This is a genomic window from Pseudomonas marginalis, from assembly GCF_008692035.1.
Lineage (GTDB): Bacteria > Pseudomonadota > Gammaproteobacteria > Pseudomonadales > Pseudomonadaceae > Aquipseudomonas > Aquipseudomonas marginalis.
In genome coordinates this window covers 2565113-2584372 of the sequence record NZ_VTFG01000001.1, presented here as the reverse complement: position 1 = coordinate 2584372, position 19260 = coordinate 2565113, and the positions used below count along the sequence as shown (strand labels likewise).

The window sequence follows — 19260 nt, the reverse complement described above, 5'->3', positions numbered from 1 at the left end:
TGCGTTGTTTCCAAATGGCGCGGATTCTGCATCTCGTGCCCATTCGCCGGTTTTCCGTCACCGGCTTCTGGAGGATTAGGATGCGTAGTCTGGTTTTGTTGCTGGCGTCGTTGACGCTGAGTGGTTGCATGACCGTCAGCGATATGGCCGAAGGCACCCGTTATCAGATGAGCGACGCCGGGTTGCTGGACCACAGCGACACTCGTCGGACTGCCTCGGTGCGCATACAGCCGGATTCCTTTGTCTTTATCGCCCAGGGTGCGTTCGTACCCCCCGGCAGCGCCTACCCGCGGCCGAATGTGGTGGCGGAGGAAGCCTTCAACGGTTTCGTCGAATACTTCCCCATGGTGCGTCGTGCTCGTCAGCCGGAAGGCCTGGAGCAGGCGATGGCCGAAGCCCGTGCGGCGGGTGCCCATTATCTGCTGTACTGCCGCTTCGCCAAGGCCGATGACCGTATCGGCAACGCCGACGAATGGGCTGATCAAGAGGCGCTGGACCGGCTTGGCCTGGACAACGGGGTAATCCAGATCATGTTGATCGAGACCAGCACCCAGTATTTGATTGATACTGCACGTATTCGCAGTCGTGGCGGTTTACTGACGTTCCACGACAACAAGCCAGAAGACCTGATTGCCCGCCCCTTGGCGCAGTACGCCCGAGGCCTGCTGGGCATGGGCGATCAGTAACACCGAGGAGAACACCATGACCGATTCCGCCAAGACCAACGATCTGTTGGCTCAGTTGCCCAAGGGCAAGGGACCGGCGCCGGTGCATCTGTGGAACCCGGATTTCTGCGGCAACATCGACATGCGCATCGCCCGTGACGGCACCTGGTTCTACCAGGGCACGCCGATCGGGCGTAAGCCGATGGTCAAATTGTTCTCTACTATCATCCGCCGCGATGGCGATGATTACTTCCTGATCACCCCGGTGGAAAAAGTCGGTATCACCGTCGATGATGCGCCCTTTGTCGCGGTTACCCTCGACGTCGAAGGGCAGGGCGAAAGCCAGGTGCTGCGCTTCACCACCAACGTCGACGAACAGGTTGCAGCCGATATCGAGCATCCACTGCGGGTGGTGATCGACCCCGTCACCCAGGAACCGTCCCCCTATCTGCGGGTGCGTACCAACCTCGAAGCCCTGGTGCATCGCAATGTGTTCTACCAATTGGTGGAGTTGGCAGTGAGCCGCCCGATCAATGGTCAGAACTGGCTTGGCGTATGGAGCGGCGGCGAGTTTTTCCGTATTGGCCTGGAGCCGTGAGGCCGGTTTTTTCATCTCCCTGAAATAATTCCCTTGCTGCAAATGGCCGCTTTCGGTTATCAATTTGTACATGATTAGACATGTCCGATTTGATAAGAAAAAACGCGTCGTCGACGAGCTCATCCGCCGTATCGAGGGAGGGGTGATGGCCGACGGTTTCCTGTTGCCGGGCGAGCATCAACTGGCTGAAGAGTTTGCGGTCAGCCGGGGCACGCTGCGTGAAGCCCTCGCCGAACTCAAAAGGCGCAATTACATCGCGACCCAGAGCGGCGTGGGCTCCATCGTCACATTTGATGGCATGGCGCTGGATCAAACCAGCGGTTGGGCCCAGGCCCTGGCGGACACCGGGGCCCTGGTGACCACCGATATCCTGCGCCTGGAAGCGGTGACGCGCGCCGATCTGTTCAGTCGCTTCGGCACCGACCAATTTATCGCCCTCGACCGCCGTCGCCGCACGACTGATGGCACGGCCGTTTCCCTTGAGCGCTCGCTGATGCCCGCGTCCGGTGGCCTGGAAAGCCTGCCGCGCGTTGGGCTGATCGACAATTCCCTGACCATCACCCTGGCAGCCTACGGTTACGTCGGTGCCGAAGGTGACCAGTGGATCGGCGCCGAGCCCCTCAGCGATGAAGACGCCGAGCTGCTTGGCCGCCCGGTGGGCACGGTGTTCCTCAAGGCCTCGCGCACCACCTACGATCGCCGCGAGCGCTTCATGGAGTACGTCGAAAGCCTGCTCGACCCTCTGCACTTTCGCCTGCACCTGCAGTTTGGATCTTCGAAATGACCCCCAATACCCGCGCCCTCGGCGCTTTCTACGGCCTGGCGTTGGGCGATGCCCTGGGCATGCCCACCCAATCCCTGAGCCGTGAGCAAGTGCAACAGCGCTTCGGTGCCATTACCGGCCTGGAAGATGCCGACGCCGACCAACCCATCGCGCCCAATATGCCGGCGGGCTCCATCACCGATGACACCGAGCAAGCGATCCTGGTGGGTGAACTGCTGGTCGAGGGCCAAGGCAAGATCGACCCCGCCGTGCTCGCCCGGCGCCTGATCGATTGGGAAGCGGTGATGCGCGCCAAAGGTTCCCAGGATCTGCTCGGCCCGTCGACCAAGCGTGCAATCGACATGATCCTCAACGGCCATACCCCGGAAGAATCCGGGCGCTACGGCACCACCAATGGCGCCGCCATGCGCATCACGCCCGTGGGGATCGCCGCCGATGTCAGCGACCCGGCGCGATTTATCCAGGCGGTGATCCAGGCCTGCCAGGTCACCCACAACACCACCCTGGGCATCTCCAGCGCCGCGGCAGTGGCGGCGGTGGTGTCCGCAGGCATCAACGGTGTGGACTTGGGTGAGGCCTTGAATATCGGCACCCAGGTGGCTCAACAGGCGGAAGGCCATGGCCATTGGATTGCCGGCGGGCGCATCTCCACCCGTATCAGTTGGGCGCGCACCCTGAGCGTCGGCAGCGGCGACACAGCCCTGTTCGCCGACCTGCTGTATGAATTGATCGGCACCTCCGTCGCCTCCCAGGAGTCGGTGGTGGTGTCGTTTGCCCTCGCCCAGCAAGTGGCGGTGGGGGCCATGAACGCGTTCGAAGCCCTGTGCCTGGCTGCCAGCCTGGGCGGCGATACCGACACGATTGCCGCGATGCTCGGCGCGATGCTCGGTGCCTGCCTCGGCCTGCAGTGCTGGCCCGAATCGATGATCGAACAGGTCAAGCAGGTCAACGGCCTCGATCTGCAGCCGCTGGTTCAAGGCTTGCTCGCATTGCGCTGAGTCAGGAAGACCGCGTATCCGCCACAACCACAACAATACAGGCACCAGGAGCACCACTCATGAGCAGCACTTCTTCCGGCCAAAGCGCCGGGCAATTGGAAACCCGCGGTATCGAACCGGTCCCTGAGGGCGAGTGCAACGGCCATCCACTGCAACTGTTCTGGGTGTGGTTCGCCGCCAATATCAGCATCCTCGGCCTGCCCCTCGGCGCCACCCTCGTGGCGTTTCGCGGCCTGGCCATCTGGCAGGCGATCATCGTCGCGATCCTCGGCGCCGCGGGCTCGTTCGCCGTGGTGGGCATCATCTCCATCGCCGGCCGTCGCGGCCGTGCCCCCAGCCTGACCTTGTCCCGCGCCATCTTCGGCGTGCGCGGCAATATCGGCCCGACGCTGGTGTCGTTGATGTCGCGCCTGGGCTGGGAAACCGTCAACACCACCACGGCGGCCTTCGTGCTGCTGTCGTTGTGTTCGATTCTGTTCGGCTCTGCGGTGGAAGCGAAAAGCGCACCGGTCCTCACCCTGATCTTCATCGGCATTTTCGTGTTGCTGACCTTGGCCGTTTCGGGCCTCGGCCACGCCACCTTGCTGGTGATCCAGAAGTGGGCCACCTACGTGTTCGGCGCGTTGAATATCCTGGTGGGCGGTTTCCTCTGCGCCACCATCGACTGGAGCGCGGTGTTCCACACCACCCCGGCTCCCCTGAGCGCGATGATCATCGGCGTCGGTACCATGGCCGCCGGTACCGGTATCGGCTGGGCCAACGCCGGTGCCGATATGTCGCGCTACCAGCACCGCAGCGTCACCGCCGTGCGCCTGGTGGCGTCGGCGGCGTTTGGTGCGGGCATTCCGCTGGTGTTGCTGATTACCCTCGGCGGCCTGCTGTCGGTCGGCAACAACGACCTGGCCGCGGCCACTGACCCGATCATCGCGATCCGCGACATGCTGCCCACCTGGATGGCGGTGCCGTACCTGATCACTGCGTTTGGCGGGCTGCTGCTGTCGAACAACCTGTCGGTGTATTCGGCCGGCCTGACCACCTTGACCCTTGGCCTGAAGGTCAAGCGCGTGCATGCGGTGATCGTCGACATCGTGGCGATCTTCGCCGGCTCCATCTACTTCATGCTGATCGCCGACAGTTTCTACGGCCCGTTCATCACCTTCATCTCGTTGCTGGCGGTGCCGATCACCGCGTGGGTGGGGATCTTCGTGGTCGACCTGATCCATCGTCACTACTACAGCCCCAAGGACCTGCTGGACGTGAGCCCGAGCAGCGCCTACTGGTATCGCGGCGGTGTGGAATGGCGCGCCTTCGGCGCCTGGGCCGTGGCCATCGTGCTGGGTTTCAGCTTCACCACCATCGGCACCACTGCCGAGAACATCTGGTTCGCCGGGCCGTTGTCCGACTCCTGGCTGGGCCACAATGGCCTGGGCTGGATCGTCACTTTCCTGGTTGCCGGTGGGATTTATGCGGTACTGGGCGGCGCGACTGACCGTCGTCCGGCGTTGGTAGAGAGTGCTAATGTCTAGATTGCTGCACACCGGCCAGGTCATCGTCGACCTGGTCATGGCCCTCGACACCTTGCCCGCGACCGGCGGCGACGTGCTGGCCAAGTCCGCCCGCTTCGAAGCCGGCGGGGGCTTCAATGTGATGGCGGCGGCGCGGCGCAATGGCTTGCCGGTGGTCTATCTGGGCCGTCACGGCACTGGTCGCTTCGGCGACCTGGCCCGCGCGGCGATGCAGGCCGAGGGCATTGAAATGGCCCTGGCAGCCAGCAGCGCAAAGGACACTGGCTTGTGTGTGTCCTTGACCGAAGCCACCACCGAGCGCACGTTCATTTCCCATATCGGCGTCGAGGGTGAACTCAGCCAGGAGGATTTGACCACCGTCGCAGCGCGTGTCGACGACTACGTCTATGTCAGTGGCTACAGCCTGCTCCTGGAAGGCAAGGCCCAGGCGCTGATCGACTGGCTGCTGGCACTGCCCCGGGAAGTCGTGGTGGTGTTCGATCCGGGGCCGCTGGTCAAAGCGCCGGATTCGGCCTTGATGGGTGCGCTGTTGCCACGTATCGATATCTGGACCAGCAATGGTCCTGAAGCCTTGGCGTTTACCGGCGCGGCGGACATCGCTGCCGCGTTGCCGGCGCTCAGCCAGCACCTGCGCGCCGAGACGCTATTGGTGGTGCGTGACGGACCGAATGGCTGCTGGGTGGGGCGTGCGGGTCAGATCGAGCATGTGCCCGGCTTCAAGGTACAGGCGGTCGACAGCAATGGCGCGGGGGATGCGCATGCGGGGGTGTTTATTGCGGGTTTGGCGGATGGTTTGAAACCTGCTGAGGCGGCGCGGCGGGCGAATGCAGCGGCGGCCCTGGCGGTGACGCGTTGGGGGCCGGCAACTTCCCCGGGCACCGCCGAAGTCGACGCATTACTTACGGACTGAAGATAGGCCCAAGCATGTGAGAGGAAGGTTTACTCCCTCCCACATTGGGTTTTGCATGAGGGCTACTGGCGCGTTTCACCTTCGAGCTTGCGCGCTTCATCCACACCTGACGCCGTCAACTTGATCGGCAGATTCAGCGAGTATTCACCGGCGTCGTCGGTGGTCACATGCCCATCCTTGATCAACCCGCGGTCCTGCAGAAATGCCAACGCACTGGCGACCACTTTCTCTCCGCGGTAGTTATCCAGCACCTCCTTGCCCAGCCCCTGGGGATGAGCGTGCAGCAGGCGGGTGAGGACTTCTTTTTCAAGGTCTTTATCGACGTTCATGCGTACCTCTTCATTGGGGAATGATCGGGTGTTGCGATTGTGTGTGAAGCGTTAAGGCGCAGGCTGTTTCGGCGCGCCCGGCAGGTTCGAGTCATCGCCTTTATTGATCTTCGGCTCATTCACCGAAGGACCCATTTTGCCGTTGCCGACGGCAGCGGGAGCCTGGCGTTGGGTATCGTGGCCCTGGGTATGCGGGTCGGCACCATTGGTGTTATCGATGACCGCGCCGCCGTTGGTGTCCAGGCCGGTGCCCATGGATTTCTGCGATTCCGTGGTGGCGTCCGGGTTGGTAGGACCGGTGGACGACGTGGCAGCGAAACCACTCAGCGAAACCGAAGACAACAGGCCGGCAAATGCGAGGGCGGCAAACTTGGAATGCTTCATGAGGGTGTCTCCATATGATTGATGTCCTTACCCTCTATTGGTCAGTTGTGCCTTGATGATCGTGCCTGGGTGGCGACGAACGGTGCCGTGGCACCTGTAAGATTTTGTGTGTCGGCTGCCGGGTTCCCCATAAATTGCACTGCAATCAGTCATCAAAGCGCCTTAGTATGTGTGCTTTGAAATTGCCAAGGCTCGCCCATGACCATCGAGATTCGCCCCGCCGTGCCCAGCGATGCTGCGCAGATCCTGACTTTCATCACCGAACTCGCCGAGTACGAGAAAGCCCGGCATGAAGTGATCGCCAGCGTGGTGGACATCCAGCGCAGCCTGTTCAGCGAGGGCGCCACGGCCCATGGCCTGATCTGCTCGCGGGATGGTTTGCCGATTGGGTTTGCGGTGTTCTTTTTCAGCTATTCCACGTGGCTGGGCAGCAACTGCCTGTACCTGGAAGACCTGTACATCAACCCGGAACAGCGTGGCGGCGGGGCGGGCAAGAAGCTGTTGCGTCATTTGGCGAAGATTGCCTTTGATAACGGTTGCGCGCGCTTCGAGTGGAGCGTGCTGGACTGGAACGAGCCGGCGATTGCCTTTTACAAATCCATCGGTGCCCAGCCGCAGGAGGAGTGGGTGCGTTATCGCATGGAAGGTGATGCGCTGCGGGACTTCGCCCTCGGCTGAAGCCACCGTTTTGAAAGCACTGTAGATCAAATGTGGGAGGCGGCTTGCTCCCACATTATTTTTTGATTTTGCTCACTATATGGGATGCAAATTTATATATTGAGATATTTCAAATGATGGGTTTATAGTCGTCTGCATCAGCACTCACTGCCAAAAATAAAACAGGTGACGCGATGCAGGCCCAACCGTTGTCATTACCCGCCGTGCCCGAGCCAACCTACGGCGAGCGCCTGAAGAACAAGGTGGTGATCATCACCGGCGCCGCCCAGGGCATTGGTGAGGCGATCGTCGCGTGTTTCCAGGCCCAGCAGGCGCGCCTGGTGATCGCGGATATACAGGGCGACAAGGTCGAGAAAGTCGCCGCCCACTGGCGCGAACGCGGCGCCGAGATCTACGCCCAACCCGTCGATATCACCTGCAAAGCGCAATGGCTGGCGTTGGTCAATGTGGCCATTGAGCGCTTCGGCCGGGTGGATGTGCTGGTCAACTGCGCCGGGGTCAACGTGTTCCGCGACCCGTTGGAGATGAGCGACGAAGACTGGCGCCGTTGCTTCGCCATCGACCTCGACGGCGCCTGGTACGGCTGCCGCACGGTGTTGCCGCACATGCTCGAGCAGGGCATCGGCAACATCATCAATATCGCCTCCACCCATTCCAGCCACATCATTCCCGGCTGTTTCCCTTATCCCGTGGCCAAGCATGGCCTGCTCGGGCTCACCCGCGCCCTGGGTATCGAATACGCGCCCAAGGGCATCCGCGTGAATGCCATCGCCCCGGGTTATATCGAGACCCAGCTCAACGTCGATTACTGGAACGGTTTCCCCGACCCCCACGCCGAGCGCCAGCGCGCGTTCGACCTGCACCCGCCCAAGCGCATCGGCCAGCCCGTCGAGGTGGCGATGACGGCGCTGTTCCTGGCCACCGACGAGGCGCCCTTTATCAATGCCACCTGCCTGATGATCGATGGCGGGCGGTCGGTGATGTACCACGACTAGAACTTGCCACTCCCAATAACAACAAGAGGTGCCGTTCATGAAAAAAGCAATACGCGTACTGGCAGCTGCCGCCGTGCTCAGCGGCCTCAGTACTTTCGCATTTGCCGAGGAAGTGAAGATCGGTTTCCTGGTCAAGCAGGCCGAGGAACCGTGGTTCCAGACCGAATGGGCCTTTGCCGAAAAAGCCGGCAAGGAGCATGGCTTTACCGTGATCAAGATCGCCGTGCCCGATGGCGAGAAAACCCTCTCGGCCATCGACAGCCTGGCCGCCAACGGCGCCAAGGGCTTTGTGATCTGCCCGCCGGATGTGTCCCTGGGCCCGGCGATCGTCGCCAAGGCCAAGGCCAACGGCTTGAAAGTGATTGCCGTGGATGACCGCTTTGTCGATGCCAAGGGCAACTTCATGGAGGACGTGCCGTACCTGGGCATGGCCGCCTTTGAAGTCGGCCAGAAACAGGGCGCGGCCATGGCCGCCGAGGCGAAAAAACGCGGTTGGGACTGGAAGGACACCTACGCGGTGATCAACACCTTCAATGAACTCGACACCGGCAAGAAACGCACCGACGGCTCGATCAAATCCCTCGAAGAAGCCGGCATCCCTAAAGACCACATCCTCACCGCCGCACTGAAAACCCTCGACGTCCCCGGCAGCATGGACGCCACCAACTCGGCCCTGGTCAAGCTGCCCAGCGGTGCGAAAAACCTGATCATCGGCGGCATGAACGACAACACCGTGCTCGGCGGCGTGCGCGCCACCGAAAGCGCCGGTTTCGCTGCGGCCAATGTGATCGGTATCGGCATCAATGGCACCGACGCCATCGGCGAATTGAAGAAGGCCAACAGCGGCTTCTTCGGCTCCATGCTGCCAAGCCCGCACATCGAGGGCTACAACACTGCGCTGATGATGTACGAGTGGGTCACCAAGGGCACCGAACCGCCGAAGTACACGGCCATGGATGAAGTGACCCTGATCACCCGCGCCAACTTCCAGGAAGAACTGACCAAGATCGGGCTGTGGAAATGACGGCGGCAGCCCTGCGTTTCGACGCTATCGGCAAGACCTTTCCCGGGGTCAAGGCGCTGGACGGCATCAGCTTCACCGCCCACCCGGGGCAGGTACACGCCCTGATGGGCGAGAACGGTGCCGGTAAGTCGACGCTGCTGAAGATCCTCGGCGGCGCCTATATTCCCAGCAGCGGCAGCGTGCAGATCGGCGCGCAGACCATGGCGTTCAAATGCGCCGCCGACAGCATCGCCAGCGGCGTCGCGGTGATCCACCAGGAGCTGCACCTGGTGCCGGAAATGACCGTCGCCGAAAACCTGTTCCTCGGGCATTTGCCCTCGCGCTTCGGCGTGGTCAACCGGGGCCTGCTGCGCAAGCAGGCCCTGGCTTGCCTCAAGGGCCTGGCGGATGAAATCGACCCCGAGGAAAAACTCGGGCGTCTGTCCCTGGGCCAGCGCCAACTGGTGGAAATCGCCAAGGCGCTGTCCCGTGGCGCCCATGTGATTGCCTTCGACGAACCCACCAGCAGCCTGTCGGCGCGGGAGATCGACCGCTTGATGGCGATCATCGCGCGCCTGCGGGACGAGGGCAAAGTGGTGCTCTACGTGTCGCACCGCATGGAAGAAGTGTTCCGCATCTGCAACGCGGTGACGGTGTTCAAGGACGGCCGCTACGTGCGCACCTTCGATGACATGAGCGCGCTGACCCACGACCAGTTGGTGACCTGCATGGTCGGTCGCGACATCCAGGACATCTACGACTACCGCCCGCGCGAGCACGGCGAGGTGGCGCTCAAGGTCGACGGTTTGTTGGGCCCGGGTTTGCGTGAGCCGGTCAGTTTTGAGGTGCGCAAGGGCGAGATTCTCGGCCTGTTCGGCTTGGTCGGGGCAGGGCGCACGGAGCTGTTCCGTTTGCTCAGCGGCTTGGAGCGCGCCAGCGCCGGCAGCCTTGAGTTATGTGGGGAGGCCCTGCAACTGCGCTCGCCCCGCGACGCCATCGCCGCCGGTGTACTGCTGTGCCCGGAAGACCGCAAGAAGGAAGGCATCATTCCGCTGTCCAGCGTCGCCGAGAACATCAATATCAGCGCCCGTGGCGCCCACTCTTCGTTCGGCTGGTTACTGCGCGATGGCTGGGAGAAGGGCAATGCCGACCAGCAGATCAAGGCAATGAAGGTCAAAACCCCGACTGCCGCGCAAAAGATCATGTACCTGTCCGGCGGCAACCAGCAGAAAGCCATTCTTGGCCGCTGGCTGTCGATGCCGATGAAGGTGCTGCTGCTGGACGAGCCGACTCGCGGCATCGACATCGGCGCCAAGTCGGAGATCTACCAGATCATTCATAACCTGGCCGCCAGCGGTATTGCGGTGATTGTGGTGTCCAGCGACCTGATGGAAGTGATGGGCATCTCCGATCGCATCCTGGTGATGAGCGAAGGCGCGCTGACCGGCGAGCTGAGCCGCGATCAAGCGGATGAAGCACGCCTGCTGCAATTGGCACTCCCGCGTTCGCGGGCTTGAAGAATAAGAGGGTGTAGGCATGTCTCAGGTAAAAACTGCAAAGGGCTTCTGGCCGGGTTTCAACCAGCGCAAGTTTCTCGATGACTGGGTGATGCTGCTGGCGGCATTGGGCATCTTTGTGCTCAGCGCGCTGTTTATCGACAACTTCCTCTCGCCGCTGAACATGCGTGGCCTGGGCCTGGCGATTTCCACCGTGGGCATCGCCGCCTGCACCATGCTGTTCTGCCTGGCCTCGGGGCACTTCGACCTGTCGGTGGGCTCGGTGATCGCCTGCGCCGGTGTGGTGGCGGGGATCGTGATTCGCGACACCGACAGCGTGGCGCTCGGTGTGTCCGCTGCATTGGCCATGGGTCTGGTGGTGGGGCTGATCAACGGCATTGTCATCGCCAAGCTGCGTATCAATGCGTTGATCGCGACGTTGGCGACCATGCAGATCGTGCGCGGCCTGGCCTATATCTTCTCCAACGGCAAAGCGGTAGGGGTGATGAACGAGGATTTCTTTGTGTTCGGCAACGGCCAACTGTTGGGCGTGCCGGTGCCGATCATCATCACCGTGCTGTGCTTTGTGTTTTTTGGCTGGCTGTTGAACTACACCACCTATGGGCGCAACACCATGGCGATCGGGGGGAACCAGGAAGCGGCGTTGCTCGCCGGGGTGAACGTTGATCGCACCAAGATCATCATCTTCGCCGTGCACGGCCTGATCGGCGCCTTGGCCGGGGTGATCCTCGCCTCGCGCATGACCTCGGGCCAGCCGATGATCGGCCAGGGGTTCGAGCTGACGGTGATTTCCGCCTGCGTGCTGGGCGGGGTGTCGTTGAGCGGCGGCATCGGCATGATCCGCCATGTGATTGCCGGGGTGCTGATCCTGGCGATCATCGAGAACGCGATGAACCTGAAGAATATCGACACCTTCTACCAGTACGTGATTCGTGGTTCGATCCTGTTGCTGGCGGTCATCATCGACCGCATGAAGCAGCGCTAGACCGAACACCTCCCACCTTTGGATCGCCACTGTATTGAGGGACGGTATTTGCCATAATGCCCCCGCTTTCATACCTATAGGCCCGATATGCAGGAAAACGCCCACACCCCCGTCAAAGACGCTGCCCCCACCGGCACCCAGACCCTGCTGCGTGGCCTGGGCGTCGTGCAGGCGGTGGCGGCCGGTGCGCGGGATCTGAAAGAGATCGCCAGGCGCATCGGCACCACCCGCAGCACCACCCACCGCCTGGCCAGTTGCCTGGTGGAAGAGCGTTACCTGCGCGTGGTGCCGCAAGTCGGCTACCTGTTGGGGCCGAAGTTGATCGAGCTGGGGTTTCAGGCCCGCGAAGAGCTGCCGCTGGTGACCCTGGCGGTGCCGTACCTGGATGAGCTGTCGGCATTGACCGGCGACACCATCCACCTGGCCATTCGCGAATACGACGATGTGCTCTACCTGCACAAGAACCCTGGCCGCAACGGTCCGGAAATGCGCTCGCGGGTCGGCCATCGCATGCCGTTGGCGCGCACGGGCGTGGGCAAGGCGATGCTGCTGGATGACTCGGTGCAAGAGTGGCAGCGCTTGTACGAGACCAGCCTGCCGGCGGGTGGGAAAAACCTGCAATGGCCGCAGCATCCAGAACAGTCCTGGGCGCAGTTCGAGCAGCGCATGCGTGAGTATGTGGTGGGCGGGTATGCGTTCGACCTGGAAGACAACGAACCGTCGATCCGTTGCGTAGCGGCACCGGTGCGCGATGCCAGCCGGCGAATCGTCGCCGGCATCAGCATCGCCAGTACCGTGCCCTACATGCCGCTGGAGAAAATGGCCGAGCTGATCCCTGTGATCAAACAGGTCGCAGCACGGCTGTCGGCGGAGTTGGGTGCGAAGGCCTGATCAGACCTTCAAGGTCGCCATGTCGATGACAAAGCGGTACTTCACATCACCGGCGATCATGCGGGTGTAGGCCTCGTTGATCTGGCGGATGTCGAGCATTTCGATGTCGCAGGTGATGCCATGCTCGGCGCAGAAATCCAGGACTTCCTGGGTTTCGGCAATGCCACCGATCAGCGAACCGGCCAGCACTTTACGCCCCAATACCAGTTTGGCGGCGTTGACCGGTGGGTCCACGGGCTCGATCAGGCCAACCAGGATGTGCACGCCATCAAAGCGTAATACGTCGAGGTAGGGGTTCAGGTCGTGCTGCACCGGGATGGTGTCGAGCAGGAAGTCAAAGCTGCCGGCGGCGGCTTGCATCTGTTCGGCATCGGTGGACACGATCACATGGTCGGCACCCTGGCGACGACCTTCTTCAGCCTTGCTCGCCGAGCGGGTGAACAGTGTCACTTCCGCGCCCATGGCCTTGGCGAACTTGATGCCCATGTGGCCCAGGCCACCCATGCCGAGAACCCCGACCTTGTCGCCAGCCTTGACGCCGTAGTGCTTGAGCGGCGAATAGGTGGTGATGCCTGCGCACAGGATCGGCGCGGCGCTGGCCAGGTCGAGCTTGGCCGGGATCTTCACCACGAAGTGCTCGCTGACCACGATGCTGTCGGAGTAACCGCCCATGGTGTTGCTGCCATCGACGCGGTCCGGTGTGGCGTAGGTCATGGTCGGGCCTTCGAGGCAATATTGCTCCAGGTCCGATTTGCACGCTTCGCAGTGGCGGCACGAATCGACCATGCAGCCGACGCCGACCAGGTCACCGACTTTATGCGCGGTCACGCGGGCGCCGACGGCGGTGACCTTGCCGACGATCTCGTGGCCCGGCATCAGCGGGTACACGGCGATGCCCCATTCGTTGCGCGCCTGGTGGATGTCGGAATGGCACACGCCGCAGTAGAGAATCTCGATGGCCACGTCATCGGCGCGCGGGCTGCGGCGTTCAAACGACATGGGGGCGAGGGGAGTGGTGGCCGACTGGGCGGCGTAACCGATGGCGGTATACATGGCGAAAACCTCGCAAAAGCAGGGACAGATGAGGCGGGCCATTTTCCGCGTCACCCCCTGATGCGGCCATGGCGATTGCTCCGAGTCTCATGCCTATTCGTCCGGGAGTGCCCCCTGTTTGGATTCATCTGCGGCCAGACCTGCGATGATGCTCTCATCCCTTATTCGCGAAGTTTTTTGCCATGCTGTTGACCCGCCATGTTGATGCTAACGCCACGCTGGTTGCCCTGATCGAGGGGCTGACGTCCCGCGACGGTTTCTCCCCGACCCACCTGCCGGGTGTGCAAGTACTGCGCGCCAGTTGCGACGTGGCACGCGGTCCGCAGATCTACGAGCCGAGCCTGATGTTCGTCGCCCAAGGCAGCAAGGTCGCCTACCTGGGCCCGCGTACGCTGGAGTATGGCGCCGGGCACTACCTGATCCAGGCGATGCCGGTGCCGTTCGAGTGCGAGACATTCGCCATGGCGCCCGGTGCGCCGCTGCTGGGGGTGACCGTGGGCATCGACCGCGTGGTGCTGGGTGAGTTGGTGATGGCCATGGGCATGCAGGCCGGTCCGCCGCCGACCGCGCAAACCCTGGAGTCGATGAGTTCGGTGGTCCTGGATGACGCCATGCGCGGCTGCGTGGAGCGGCTGCTGCAGTGCCTGCACGATCCACTGGAAAGCCGGATCATGGGCCCGGCGCGGGTGCGGGAATTATTGTTCACCGCCTTGCGCGGCCCCCAGGCCGATGTGCTGCGCGCCTTGGTGGAACAGCAGGGGCAGTTTTCGCGGATCGCCACGTCGTTGAATCACCTGCATGCCCATTACGCCGAGCCGCTGAATATCGAGACGTTGGCGGGGTACGCGCATATGAGTGCGTCGACGTTTCACGAGCATTTCAAGCGTTGCACGCTGCTGTCGCCGGTGCAGTACTTGAAGCGTTTGCGCTTGCTCAAGGCTCAGCAGTTGCTGCTGGTGGAGGGCATGGGCGTGGCGCAGGCGGCGCATAGCGTGGGGTACCAGAGTACGTCGCAGTTCAGTCGCGAGTACAAGCGCTACTTCGAGCGCAACCCTGGCGAAGAGCGGGCTGCCTAGTCATTTCAGGCAAGCCCCCTCCCACAGTTGTCCGAGTTTGACTGCATAAAAAAGGCTCCCATTCGGGAGCCTCGCTTGGCTTACATATTCGGGTAAGTCGGCCCGCCCGCACCTTCCGGTGTGACCCACGTGATGTTCTGCGAAGGGTCCTTGATGTCACAGGTCTTGCAGTGCACGCAGTTCTGGGCGTTGATCTGGAAGCGCTTCTCGCCGTCTTCCTGGGTGATCACTTCATACACGCCCGCCGGGCAGTAACGCTGCGCCGGTTCATCGTAGAGCGGCAGGTTGGTGCCGATCGGGATGCTTGGGTCTTTCAACTTCAAGTGGCACGGCTGCTCTTCTTCGTGGTTGGTACCGGAGATGAACACCGAGCTCAACTTGTCGAAGCTCAACTTGCCGTCGGGTTTCGGGTAGTCGATCTTCTTGCTGTCCTTGGCCAGCTTCAGGCAGGCGTAGTCCGGCTTGGTGTCGTGCAGGGTGAACGGCATCTTGCCGCCGAGGATGTTCTGGTCGAACCAGTTGAAGCCGGCGCCGATGATCGGGCCGAACTTGTGCATCGCCGGGCCGAAGTTGCGGCTGGCGAACAGTTCTTCGTAGAGCCAGCTTGCCTTGAAGCTGTCGACATAGTTGGTCAGCTCATCGCCGCCTTCGGATTCGGCCAGCAGGCGTTCGGCCACGGCATCGGCAGCGAGCATGCCGGACTTCATCGCAGTGTGGCTGCCCTTGATCTTGGCCACGTTCATGGTGCCCAGGTCGCAGCCGATGAGCGCGCCGCCCTTGAAGACCATCTTCGGCAACGAGTTGATACCTCCCTTGGCCAGGGCGCGTGCGCCGTAGCTGATGCGCTTGCCGCCTTCCAGGTACTGGGCCAGCACCGGGTGGTGCTTGAGGCGTTGGAACTCATCGAAGGGCGACAGGAAGGTGTTGCTGTAGGACAGGTCGACGATCAGACCAACCACCACCTGGTTGTTTTCCAGGTGATAGAGGAACGAGCCACCGGTGTTCTCGTTGCTCATGATGTCCAGCGGCCAACCGGCGGTGTGCACCACCAGGCCTGGCTGGTGCTTGGCCGGGTCGATTTCCCAGATTTCCTTGAGGCCGATGCCGTAGTGCTGGGCGTCGGCGTCGCTGTCCAGGTTGAAACGCTGGATCAACTGCTTGCCGATATGCCCACGGCAGCCTTCGGCGAACAGCGTGTACTTGCCGCGCAGTTCCATGCCGGGGGTATAGACGCCTTCCTTTGGCTGGCCTTCACGGTCGACGCCCAGGTCGCCGGTGATGATCCCGCGCACCACGCCGTTTTCATCGAACAGTGCTTCCTGGGCGGCGAAGCCTGGGTAGACTTCCACGCCCAGGTTCTCGGCCTGCTGGGCCAGCCAGCGGCACAGGTTGCCCAGGGAGATGATGTAGTTGCCTTCGTTGTGCATGGTCTTGGGCACGAAGAAGTCAGGCACCTTGGTGGAGGTGTCGGCGCTGCGCAGCACATAGATGTCATCGCGCACCACGGGGGTGTTGAGCGGGGCGCCGAGTTCCTTCCAGTCCGGGAACAGTTCGTTCAGGGCGCGGGGCTCGAACACGGCACCGGAGAGGATGTGTGCGCCCACTTCGGAGCCTTTCTCGACCACGCAGACGCTGATTTCCTTACCGGCTTCGGCGGCCTTCTGCTTCAGTCGGCAGGCGGCAGACAGGCCCGCCGGGCCAGCGCCGACGATGACCACGTCGAATTCCATGTATTCGCGTTCCACAGGCTATCTCCTACTCAAGGCTCAACAGGCTTTTTTTCTAATGGGTGGAGGTTCGGTGTCGTGTCCGTCATCGCCGTGCGCAACGGCAGGGGATGACCCACCTGTCTCTCTAGGTGGCGCATTATATATAGACCACTGTCAGCGTCCAATACAAACGTTTGTTTGAATTGCCCGCAGGCTAGGTAAATCAAAGCAACGCGGCTTATGACTGGCCATTTTGCCGTATTGACCAGAATAGGCGTTCCGGTCAATATACGGTCGGTTTTGCACAGACCGTAGGCAGACTGTAGGTTTCAAGAGCACGTCCAAAAGCACGGCAAAGGCAAAACAGGTGACGCGCGTTTAATTGATGGCGCGCAGTTTACACGCCGCGATAAAGAATGACCTCCCAGTCACCACTGACGAACGGTCATCACTTCCCGTGAGCAAGGTCATTCGCCGCCGTTTTTGGAGGTGCCCTTGTGTGCCGATGAGCATCAACCGCCAGGTTCGCCTAGGCGACTTTCTTTTCACCGGAGAGTAACGAGGAATCCATGAAGGTTCTTGTAGCTGTCAAACGCGTTGTCGATTACAACGTGAAAGTTCGCGTCAAGGCGGACAATTCCGGCGTCGACCTTGCTAACGTCAAGATGTCGATGAACCCTTTCTGTGAAATCGCCGTGGAAGAAGCCGTACGCCTGAAAGAGAAAGGCGTGGCGACTGAAATCGTTGTGGTTTCCATCGGCCCGACCACTGCTCAAGAGCAGTTGCGTACCGCCCTGGCACTGGGTGCCGACCGCGCTATCCTGGTCGAGTCCGCTGAAGAGCTGACCTCCCTGGCCGTGGCCAAGTTGCTCAAGGCCGTTGTCGACAAGGAACAGCCTCAGCTGGTGATCCTCGGCAAACAGGCGATCGACAGCGACAACAACCAGACTGGCCAGATGCTGGCTGCACTGACCGGTTACGGCCAGGGCACCTTCGCTTCCAAAGTCGAAGTGAGCGGCGACAACGTTGCCGTGACCCGTGAAATCGACGGCGGCGCGCAGACGGTTTCCCTGAAACTGCCGGCCATCGTCACCACCGACCTGCGTTTGAACGAGCCGCGCTACGCGTCCCTGCCAAACATCATGAAAGCCAAGAAGAAGCCTCTCGAAGTGCTGACTCCGGATGCTTTGGGCGTTTCCACCGCCTCCACCAACAAGACCGTCAAAGTCGAAGCGCCGGCTGCACGCAGCGCGGGCATCAAGGTCAAGTCGGTGGCTGAACTGGTCGAGAAACTGAAAAACGAAGCGAAGGTAATCTAAAAATGACTATCTTGGTAATCGCTGAACACGACAACAAGGTGCTGGCCCCGGCCACCCTGAACACTGTTGCTGCTGCCGCTAAAATCGGTGGCGACATCCACGTACTGGTCGCCGGTCAAGGCGCTGGCGCCGTGGCTGAGGCTGCAGCCAAAGTGGCTGGCGTGAGCAAAGTACTGCTGGCCGACAATGCCGCTTACGCTCACCAACTGCCGGAAAACGTCGCCCCTCTGGTAGCAGAGCTGGGCGCTGGCTACAGCCACATCCTGGCTGCCGCCACTTCCAACGGCAAAAACATCCTGCCACGCGTTGCCGCGCAGCTGGACGTTGACCAGATCTCCGAGATCATCTCGGTAGAAAGCGCCGACACCTTCAAGCGCCCGATCTACGCCGGTAACGCGATTGCCACCGTGCAATCGACCGCTGCCGTCAAAGTCATCACCGTGCGTGCCACCGGTTTCGACCCGGTTGCCGCTGAAGGTGGCTCGGCTGCCGTTGAAGCTGTTTCCGCGGCCCACGACGCTGGCACCTCCAGCTTTGTCGGCGAAGAGCTGGCCAAGTCGGACCGTCCTGAGCTGACCGCTGCCAAGATCGTCGTTTCCGGCGGCCGCGGCATGCAGAACGGTGACAACTTCAAGCACCTGTACGCCCTGGCCGACAAGCTCGGCGCTGCGGTCGGCGCCTCCCGCGCGGCCGTCGACGCAGGCTTCGTACCCAACGACATGCAGGTCGGCCAGACCGGCAAGATCGTTGCGCCACAGCTGTACATCGCCGTCGGTATCTCCGGCGCGATCCAGCACTTGGCCGGCATGAAAGACTCCAAGGTGATCGTCGCGATCAACAAGGACGAAGAAGCACCGATCTTCCAGGTGGCCGATTACGGCCTGGTGGCGGACTTGTTCGAAGCCGTACCTGAGTTGGAGAAGCTGGTCTAATCCAGCCGCTTCACTTATAAAGAGCCCGGTCTAGTGACCGGGCTTTTTTTGGCCCGGGCTTTTTTGAACGCCGGAGAAACCGCCATGGAACTGCGCCCCTGGGCCGTACTGCTGGGACTTACGCTGCTGCCGAGCCTGACCCAGGCAGCCGGCAAATGTGACCGCCTGGTGATCACCGGCAGCCCGGACGCACCGCCGCTGCTGTGGCGCGATCCCCAAGACCCGACGCACCTGATCGGCGCCACCGCCGATGTCTTGCAACAGGTAGCCAAGGAGCTTGGGTTGAAAATCGACCTGCTCTACGGCGGCAAGCGTTCCCTGGCCCTGGACGAAGTGCGCAGCGGGCGCATGGACATCCTCGCCGATGCACCGCTGAACCTTGGCGAGCTGGAAACCCTCGACTACATCCACCCGGCGCTGGTACAGCTCGATTATCTGGTCTGGACCCGCAAGGATTCGGCGCTGGCCTATACCACGGCGGCCGACCTGCATGGCCACAAGGGTGCAGTGTCGGAGCGAGCACGCTTGAGCCGCGACTTTGAAACCTTCGCCGGCCAGCAACTGACCCTGCAACGCCTGCCCACGTTGACCCCGGCCTTCCAGAAACTGCTGCTGGGGGAAGTGGACTACGTGCTGGCCGGGCGTTACTCCGGCATGGCCATGGCCCAGACGTTAGGGATGAGCAATGACCTGGTCGCCCGCGACGTGCCCGTCGATCAGCCCGGCCTGTACCTGGCGATTTCCCACAACTCGGCCTGCAATGATCCGTGGCTGCGCGGACAGCTGGCCAAAAAGATGACAGAATTGCCCGGGTCTGGTGTGACGGAAGCCGCGCTGCAGCGCAATCTGGAGCGTTGGAAAGCGCAATTGCAACAACCCGTCGGCACCCCAACAAAGTAGGGATTTTC

The 19260-nt window shown here is 61.9% G+C and carries 20 protein-coding genes; 16 read left to right on the top strand and 4 right to left on the bottom strand.

What is annotated here, in order from left to right; genetic code table 11:
• Positions 1–80: 80 nt before the first annotated feature.
• The 6 genes from FX984_RS12050 (at position 81) to FX984_RS12025 (ending at position 5481) form a co-directional block, all read left to right on the top strand.
• Positions 81–686 carry a DUF4823 domain-containing protein gene (locus tag FX984_RS12050; protein WP_027607816.1) on the top strand — a complete coding sequence of 202 codons (606 nt, stop codon included), beginning with the start codon at positions 81–83 and terminating at the stop codon, positions 684–686.
• A 16-nt stretch (positions 687–702) separates the two neighbouring features.
• Entirely contained in the window at positions 703–1263 is a 561-nt protein-coding gene (locus FX984_RS12045) for a DUF1285 domain-containing protein (protein ID WP_027607817.1), read from the top strand.
• A gap of 70 nt (positions 1264–1333) precedes the next feature.
• Positions 1334–2047, top strand: coding sequence for a GntR family transcriptional regulator (locus tag FX984_RS12040; RefSeq protein WP_051429403.1), 714 nt, complete (start codon positions 1334–1336; stop codon positions 2045–2047).
• Complete coding sequence (locus tag FX984_RS12035) at positions 2044–3045, top strand: ADP-ribosylglycohydrolase family protein (protein ID WP_146477392.1); 1002 nt, start codon at positions 2044–2046, stop codon at positions 3043–3045. Before FX984_RS12040 ends, FX984_RS12035 begins: the two co-directional genes overlap by 4 nt.
• A 59-nt stretch (positions 3046–3104) precedes the next feature.
• Positions 3105–4571 carry a purine-cytosine permease family protein gene (locus tag FX984_RS12030; protein WP_027607820.1) on the top strand — a complete coding sequence of 489 codons (1467 nt, stop codon included), beginning with the start codon at positions 3105–3107 and terminating at the stop codon, positions 4569–4571.
• Positions 4564–5481, top strand: a complete 918-nt coding sequence (locus FX984_RS12025) for a PfkB family carbohydrate kinase (RefSeq protein WP_027607821.1) — start codon at positions 4564–4566, stop codon at positions 5479–5481. Before FX984_RS12030 ends, FX984_RS12025 begins: the two co-directional genes overlap by 8 nt.
• A gap of 62 nt (positions 5482–5543) precedes the next feature.
• On the opposite strand, the gene FX984_RS12020 is transcribed toward FX984_RS12025, so the two are convergent.
• Positions 5544–5810 (bottom strand): hypothetical protein, encoded by a 267-nt coding sequence (locus FX984_RS12020; protein ID WP_027607822.1) that lies wholly within the window; start codon positions 5808–5810, stop codon positions 5544–5546.
• Positions 5811–5861: 51 nt separating this feature from the next.
• Positions 5862–6194, bottom strand: a complete 333-nt coding sequence (locus FX984_RS12015) for a hypothetical protein (RefSeq protein ID WP_027607823.1) — start codon at positions 6192–6194, stop codon at positions 5862–5864.
• Positions 6195–6392: 198 nt separating this feature from the next.
• Between FX984_RS12015 and FX984_RS12010 the strand changes: the two genes are divergently transcribed.
• From FX984_RS12010 to FX984_RS11985, 6 genes are all read left to right on the top strand, one after another.
• Positions 6393–6872, top strand: a complete 480-nt coding sequence (locus FX984_RS12010) for a GNAT family N-acetyltransferase (protein ID WP_027607824.1) — start codon at positions 6393–6395, stop codon at positions 6870–6872.
• A gap of 173 nt (positions 6873–7045) precedes the next feature.
• Positions 7046–7867 (top strand): SDR family oxidoreductase, encoded by an 822-nt coding sequence (locus FX984_RS12005; protein ID WP_146477395.1) that lies wholly within the window; start codon positions 7046–7048, stop codon positions 7865–7867.
• Between the two features lie 37 nt (positions 7868–7904).
• Complete coding sequence (locus FX984_RS12000) at positions 7905–8891, top strand: substrate-binding domain-containing protein (RefSeq protein WP_065926341.1); 987 nt, start codon at positions 7905–7907, stop codon at positions 8889–8891.
• The gene (araG, locus tag FX984_RS11995) at positions 8888–10387 is read left to right on the top strand and encodes an L-arabinose ABC transporter ATP-binding protein AraG (protein ID WP_154905347.1); all 1500 of its coding nucleotides are present in this window, start codon (positions 8888–8890) and stop codon (positions 10385–10387) included. The genes FX984_RS12000 and araG overlap by 4 nt, the downstream gene beginning before the upstream one ends.
• Before the next feature lie 19 nt (positions 10388–10406).
• Complete coding sequence (gene araH, locus FX984_RS11990; protein WP_065924819.1) at positions 10407–11372, top strand: L-arabinose ABC transporter permease AraH; 966 nt, start codon at positions 10407–10409, stop codon at positions 11370–11372.
• Positions 11373–11459: 87 nt separating this feature from the next.
• Entirely contained in the window at positions 11460–12263 is an 804-nt protein-coding gene (locus FX984_RS11985) for an IclR family transcriptional regulator (RefSeq protein ID WP_027603627.1), read from the top strand.
• Here FX984_RS11985 and FX984_RS11980 read toward each other — a convergent pair whose 3' ends face one another.
• Positions 12264–13316, bottom strand: a complete 1053-nt coding sequence (locus FX984_RS11980) for an NAD(P)-dependent alcohol dehydrogenase (RefSeq protein WP_027603628.1) — start codon at positions 13314–13316, stop codon at positions 12264–12266.
• A gap of 182 nt (positions 13317–13498) precedes the next feature.
• Here FX984_RS11980 and FX984_RS11975 point away from each other — a divergent pair, with 182 nt between their 5' ends.
• Complete coding sequence (locus tag FX984_RS11975; protein ID WP_027603629.1) at positions 13499–14392, top strand: AraC family transcriptional regulator; 894 nt, start codon at positions 13499–13501, stop codon at positions 14390–14392.
• An 80-nt stretch (positions 14393–14472) separates the two neighbouring features.
• Here FX984_RS11975 and FX984_RS11970 read toward each other — a convergent pair whose 3' ends face one another.
• Positions 14473–16137, bottom strand: a complete 1665-nt coding sequence (locus FX984_RS11970) for an electron transfer flavoprotein-ubiquinone oxidoreductase (protein ID WP_027603630.1) — start codon at positions 16135–16137, stop codon at positions 14473–14475.
• Between the two features lie 533 nt (positions 16138–16670).
• Between FX984_RS11970 and FX984_RS11965 the strand changes: the two genes are divergently transcribed.
• The 3 genes from FX984_RS11965 to FX984_RS11955 all read left to right on the top strand — a co-directional run bounded on the left by FX984_RS11965 (position 16671) and on the right by FX984_RS11955 (position 19252).
• Positions 16671–17420, top strand: coding sequence for an electron transfer flavoprotein subunit beta/FixA family protein (locus FX984_RS11965; protein ID WP_065924817.1), 750 nt, complete (start codon positions 16671–16673; stop codon positions 17418–17420).
• Positions 17421–17422: 2 nt separating this feature from the next.
• Positions 17423–18352: an electron transfer flavoprotein subunit alpha/FixB family protein gene (locus FX984_RS11960; protein WP_027603632.1), complete on the top strand. Its 930-nt coding sequence runs from the start codon at positions 17423–17425 to the stop codon at positions 18350–18352.
• A gap of 84 nt (positions 18353–18436) precedes the next feature.
• Entirely contained in the window at positions 18437–19252 is an 816-nt protein-coding gene (locus tag FX984_RS11955) for a substrate-binding periplasmic protein (RefSeq protein ID WP_027603633.1), read from the top strand.
• Positions 19253–19260 lie beyond the last annotated feature (8 nt).

Bases quoted from the DNA above. Each gene is read 5' to 3' on its own strand.
- FX984_RS12050 (WP_027607816.1), top strand. From the start codon at position 81: ATGCGTAGTCTGGTTTTGTTGCTGGCGTCGTTGACGCTGAGTGGTTGC.
- FX984_RS12045 (WP_027607817.1), top strand. From the start codon at position 703: ATGACCGATTCCGCCAAGACCAACGATCTGTTGGCTCAGTTGCCCAAG.
- FX984_RS12040 (WP_051429403.1), top strand. From the start codon at position 1,334: ATGATTAGACATGTCCGATTTGATAAGAAAAAACGCGTCGTCGACGAG.
- FX984_RS12035 (WP_146477392.1), top strand. From the start codon at position 2,044: ATGACCCCCAATACCCGCGCCCTCGGCGCTTTCTACGGCCTGGCGTTG.
- FX984_RS12030 (WP_027607820.1), top strand. From the start codon at position 3,105: ATGAGCAGCACTTCTTCCGGCCAAAGCGCCGGGCAATTGGAAACCCGC.
- FX984_RS12025 (WP_027607821.1), top strand. From the start codon at position 4,564: ATGTCTAGATTGCTGCACACCGGCCAGGTCATCGTCGACCTGGTCATG.
- FX984_RS12020 (WP_027607822.1), bottom strand. From the start codon at position 5,810: ATGAACGTCGATAAAGACCTTGAAAAAGAAGTCCTCACCCGCCTGCTG.
- FX984_RS12015 (WP_027607823.1), bottom strand. From the start codon at position 6,194: ATGAAGCATTCCAAGTTTGCCGCCCTCGCATTTGCCGGCCTGTTGTCT.
- FX984_RS12010 (WP_027607824.1), top strand. From the start codon at position 6,393: ATGACCATCGAGATTCGCCCCGCCGTGCCCAGCGATGCTGCGCAGATC.
- FX984_RS12005 (WP_146477395.1), top strand. From the start codon at position 7,046: ATGCAGGCCCAACCGTTGTCATTACCCGCCGTGCCCGAGCCAACCTAC.
- FX984_RS12000 (WP_065926341.1), top strand. From the start codon at position 7,905: ATGAAAAAAGCAATACGCGTACTGGCAGCTGCCGCCGTGCTCAGCGGC.
- araG (WP_154905347.1), top strand. From the start codon at position 8,888: ATGACGGCGGCAGCCCTGCGTTTCGACGCTATCGGCAAGACCTTTCCC.
- araH (WP_065924819.1), top strand. From the start codon at position 10,407: ATGTCTCAGGTAAAAACTGCAAAGGGCTTCTGGCCGGGTTTCAACCAG.
- FX984_RS11985 (WP_027603627.1), top strand. From the start codon at position 11,460: ATGCAGGAAAACGCCCACACCCCCGTCAAAGACGCTGCCCCCACCGGC.
- FX984_RS11980 (WP_027603628.1), bottom strand. From the start codon at position 13,316: ATGTATACCGCCATCGGTTACGCCGCCCAGTCGGCCACCACTCCCCTC.
- FX984_RS11975 (WP_027603629.1), top strand. From the start codon at position 13,499: ATGCTGTTGACCCGCCATGTTGATGCTAACGCCACGCTGGTTGCCCTG.
- FX984_RS11965 (WP_065924817.1), top strand. From the start codon at position 16,671: ATGAAGGTTCTTGTAGCTGTCAAACGCGTTGTCGATTACAACGTGAAA.
- FX984_RS11960 (WP_027603632.1), top strand. From the start codon at position 17,423: ATGACTATCTTGGTAATCGCTGAACACGACAACAAGGTGCTGGCCCCG.
- FX984_RS11955 (WP_027603633.1), top strand. From the start codon at position 18,437: ATGGAACTGCGCCCCTGGGCCGTACTGCTGGGACTTACGCTGCTGCCG.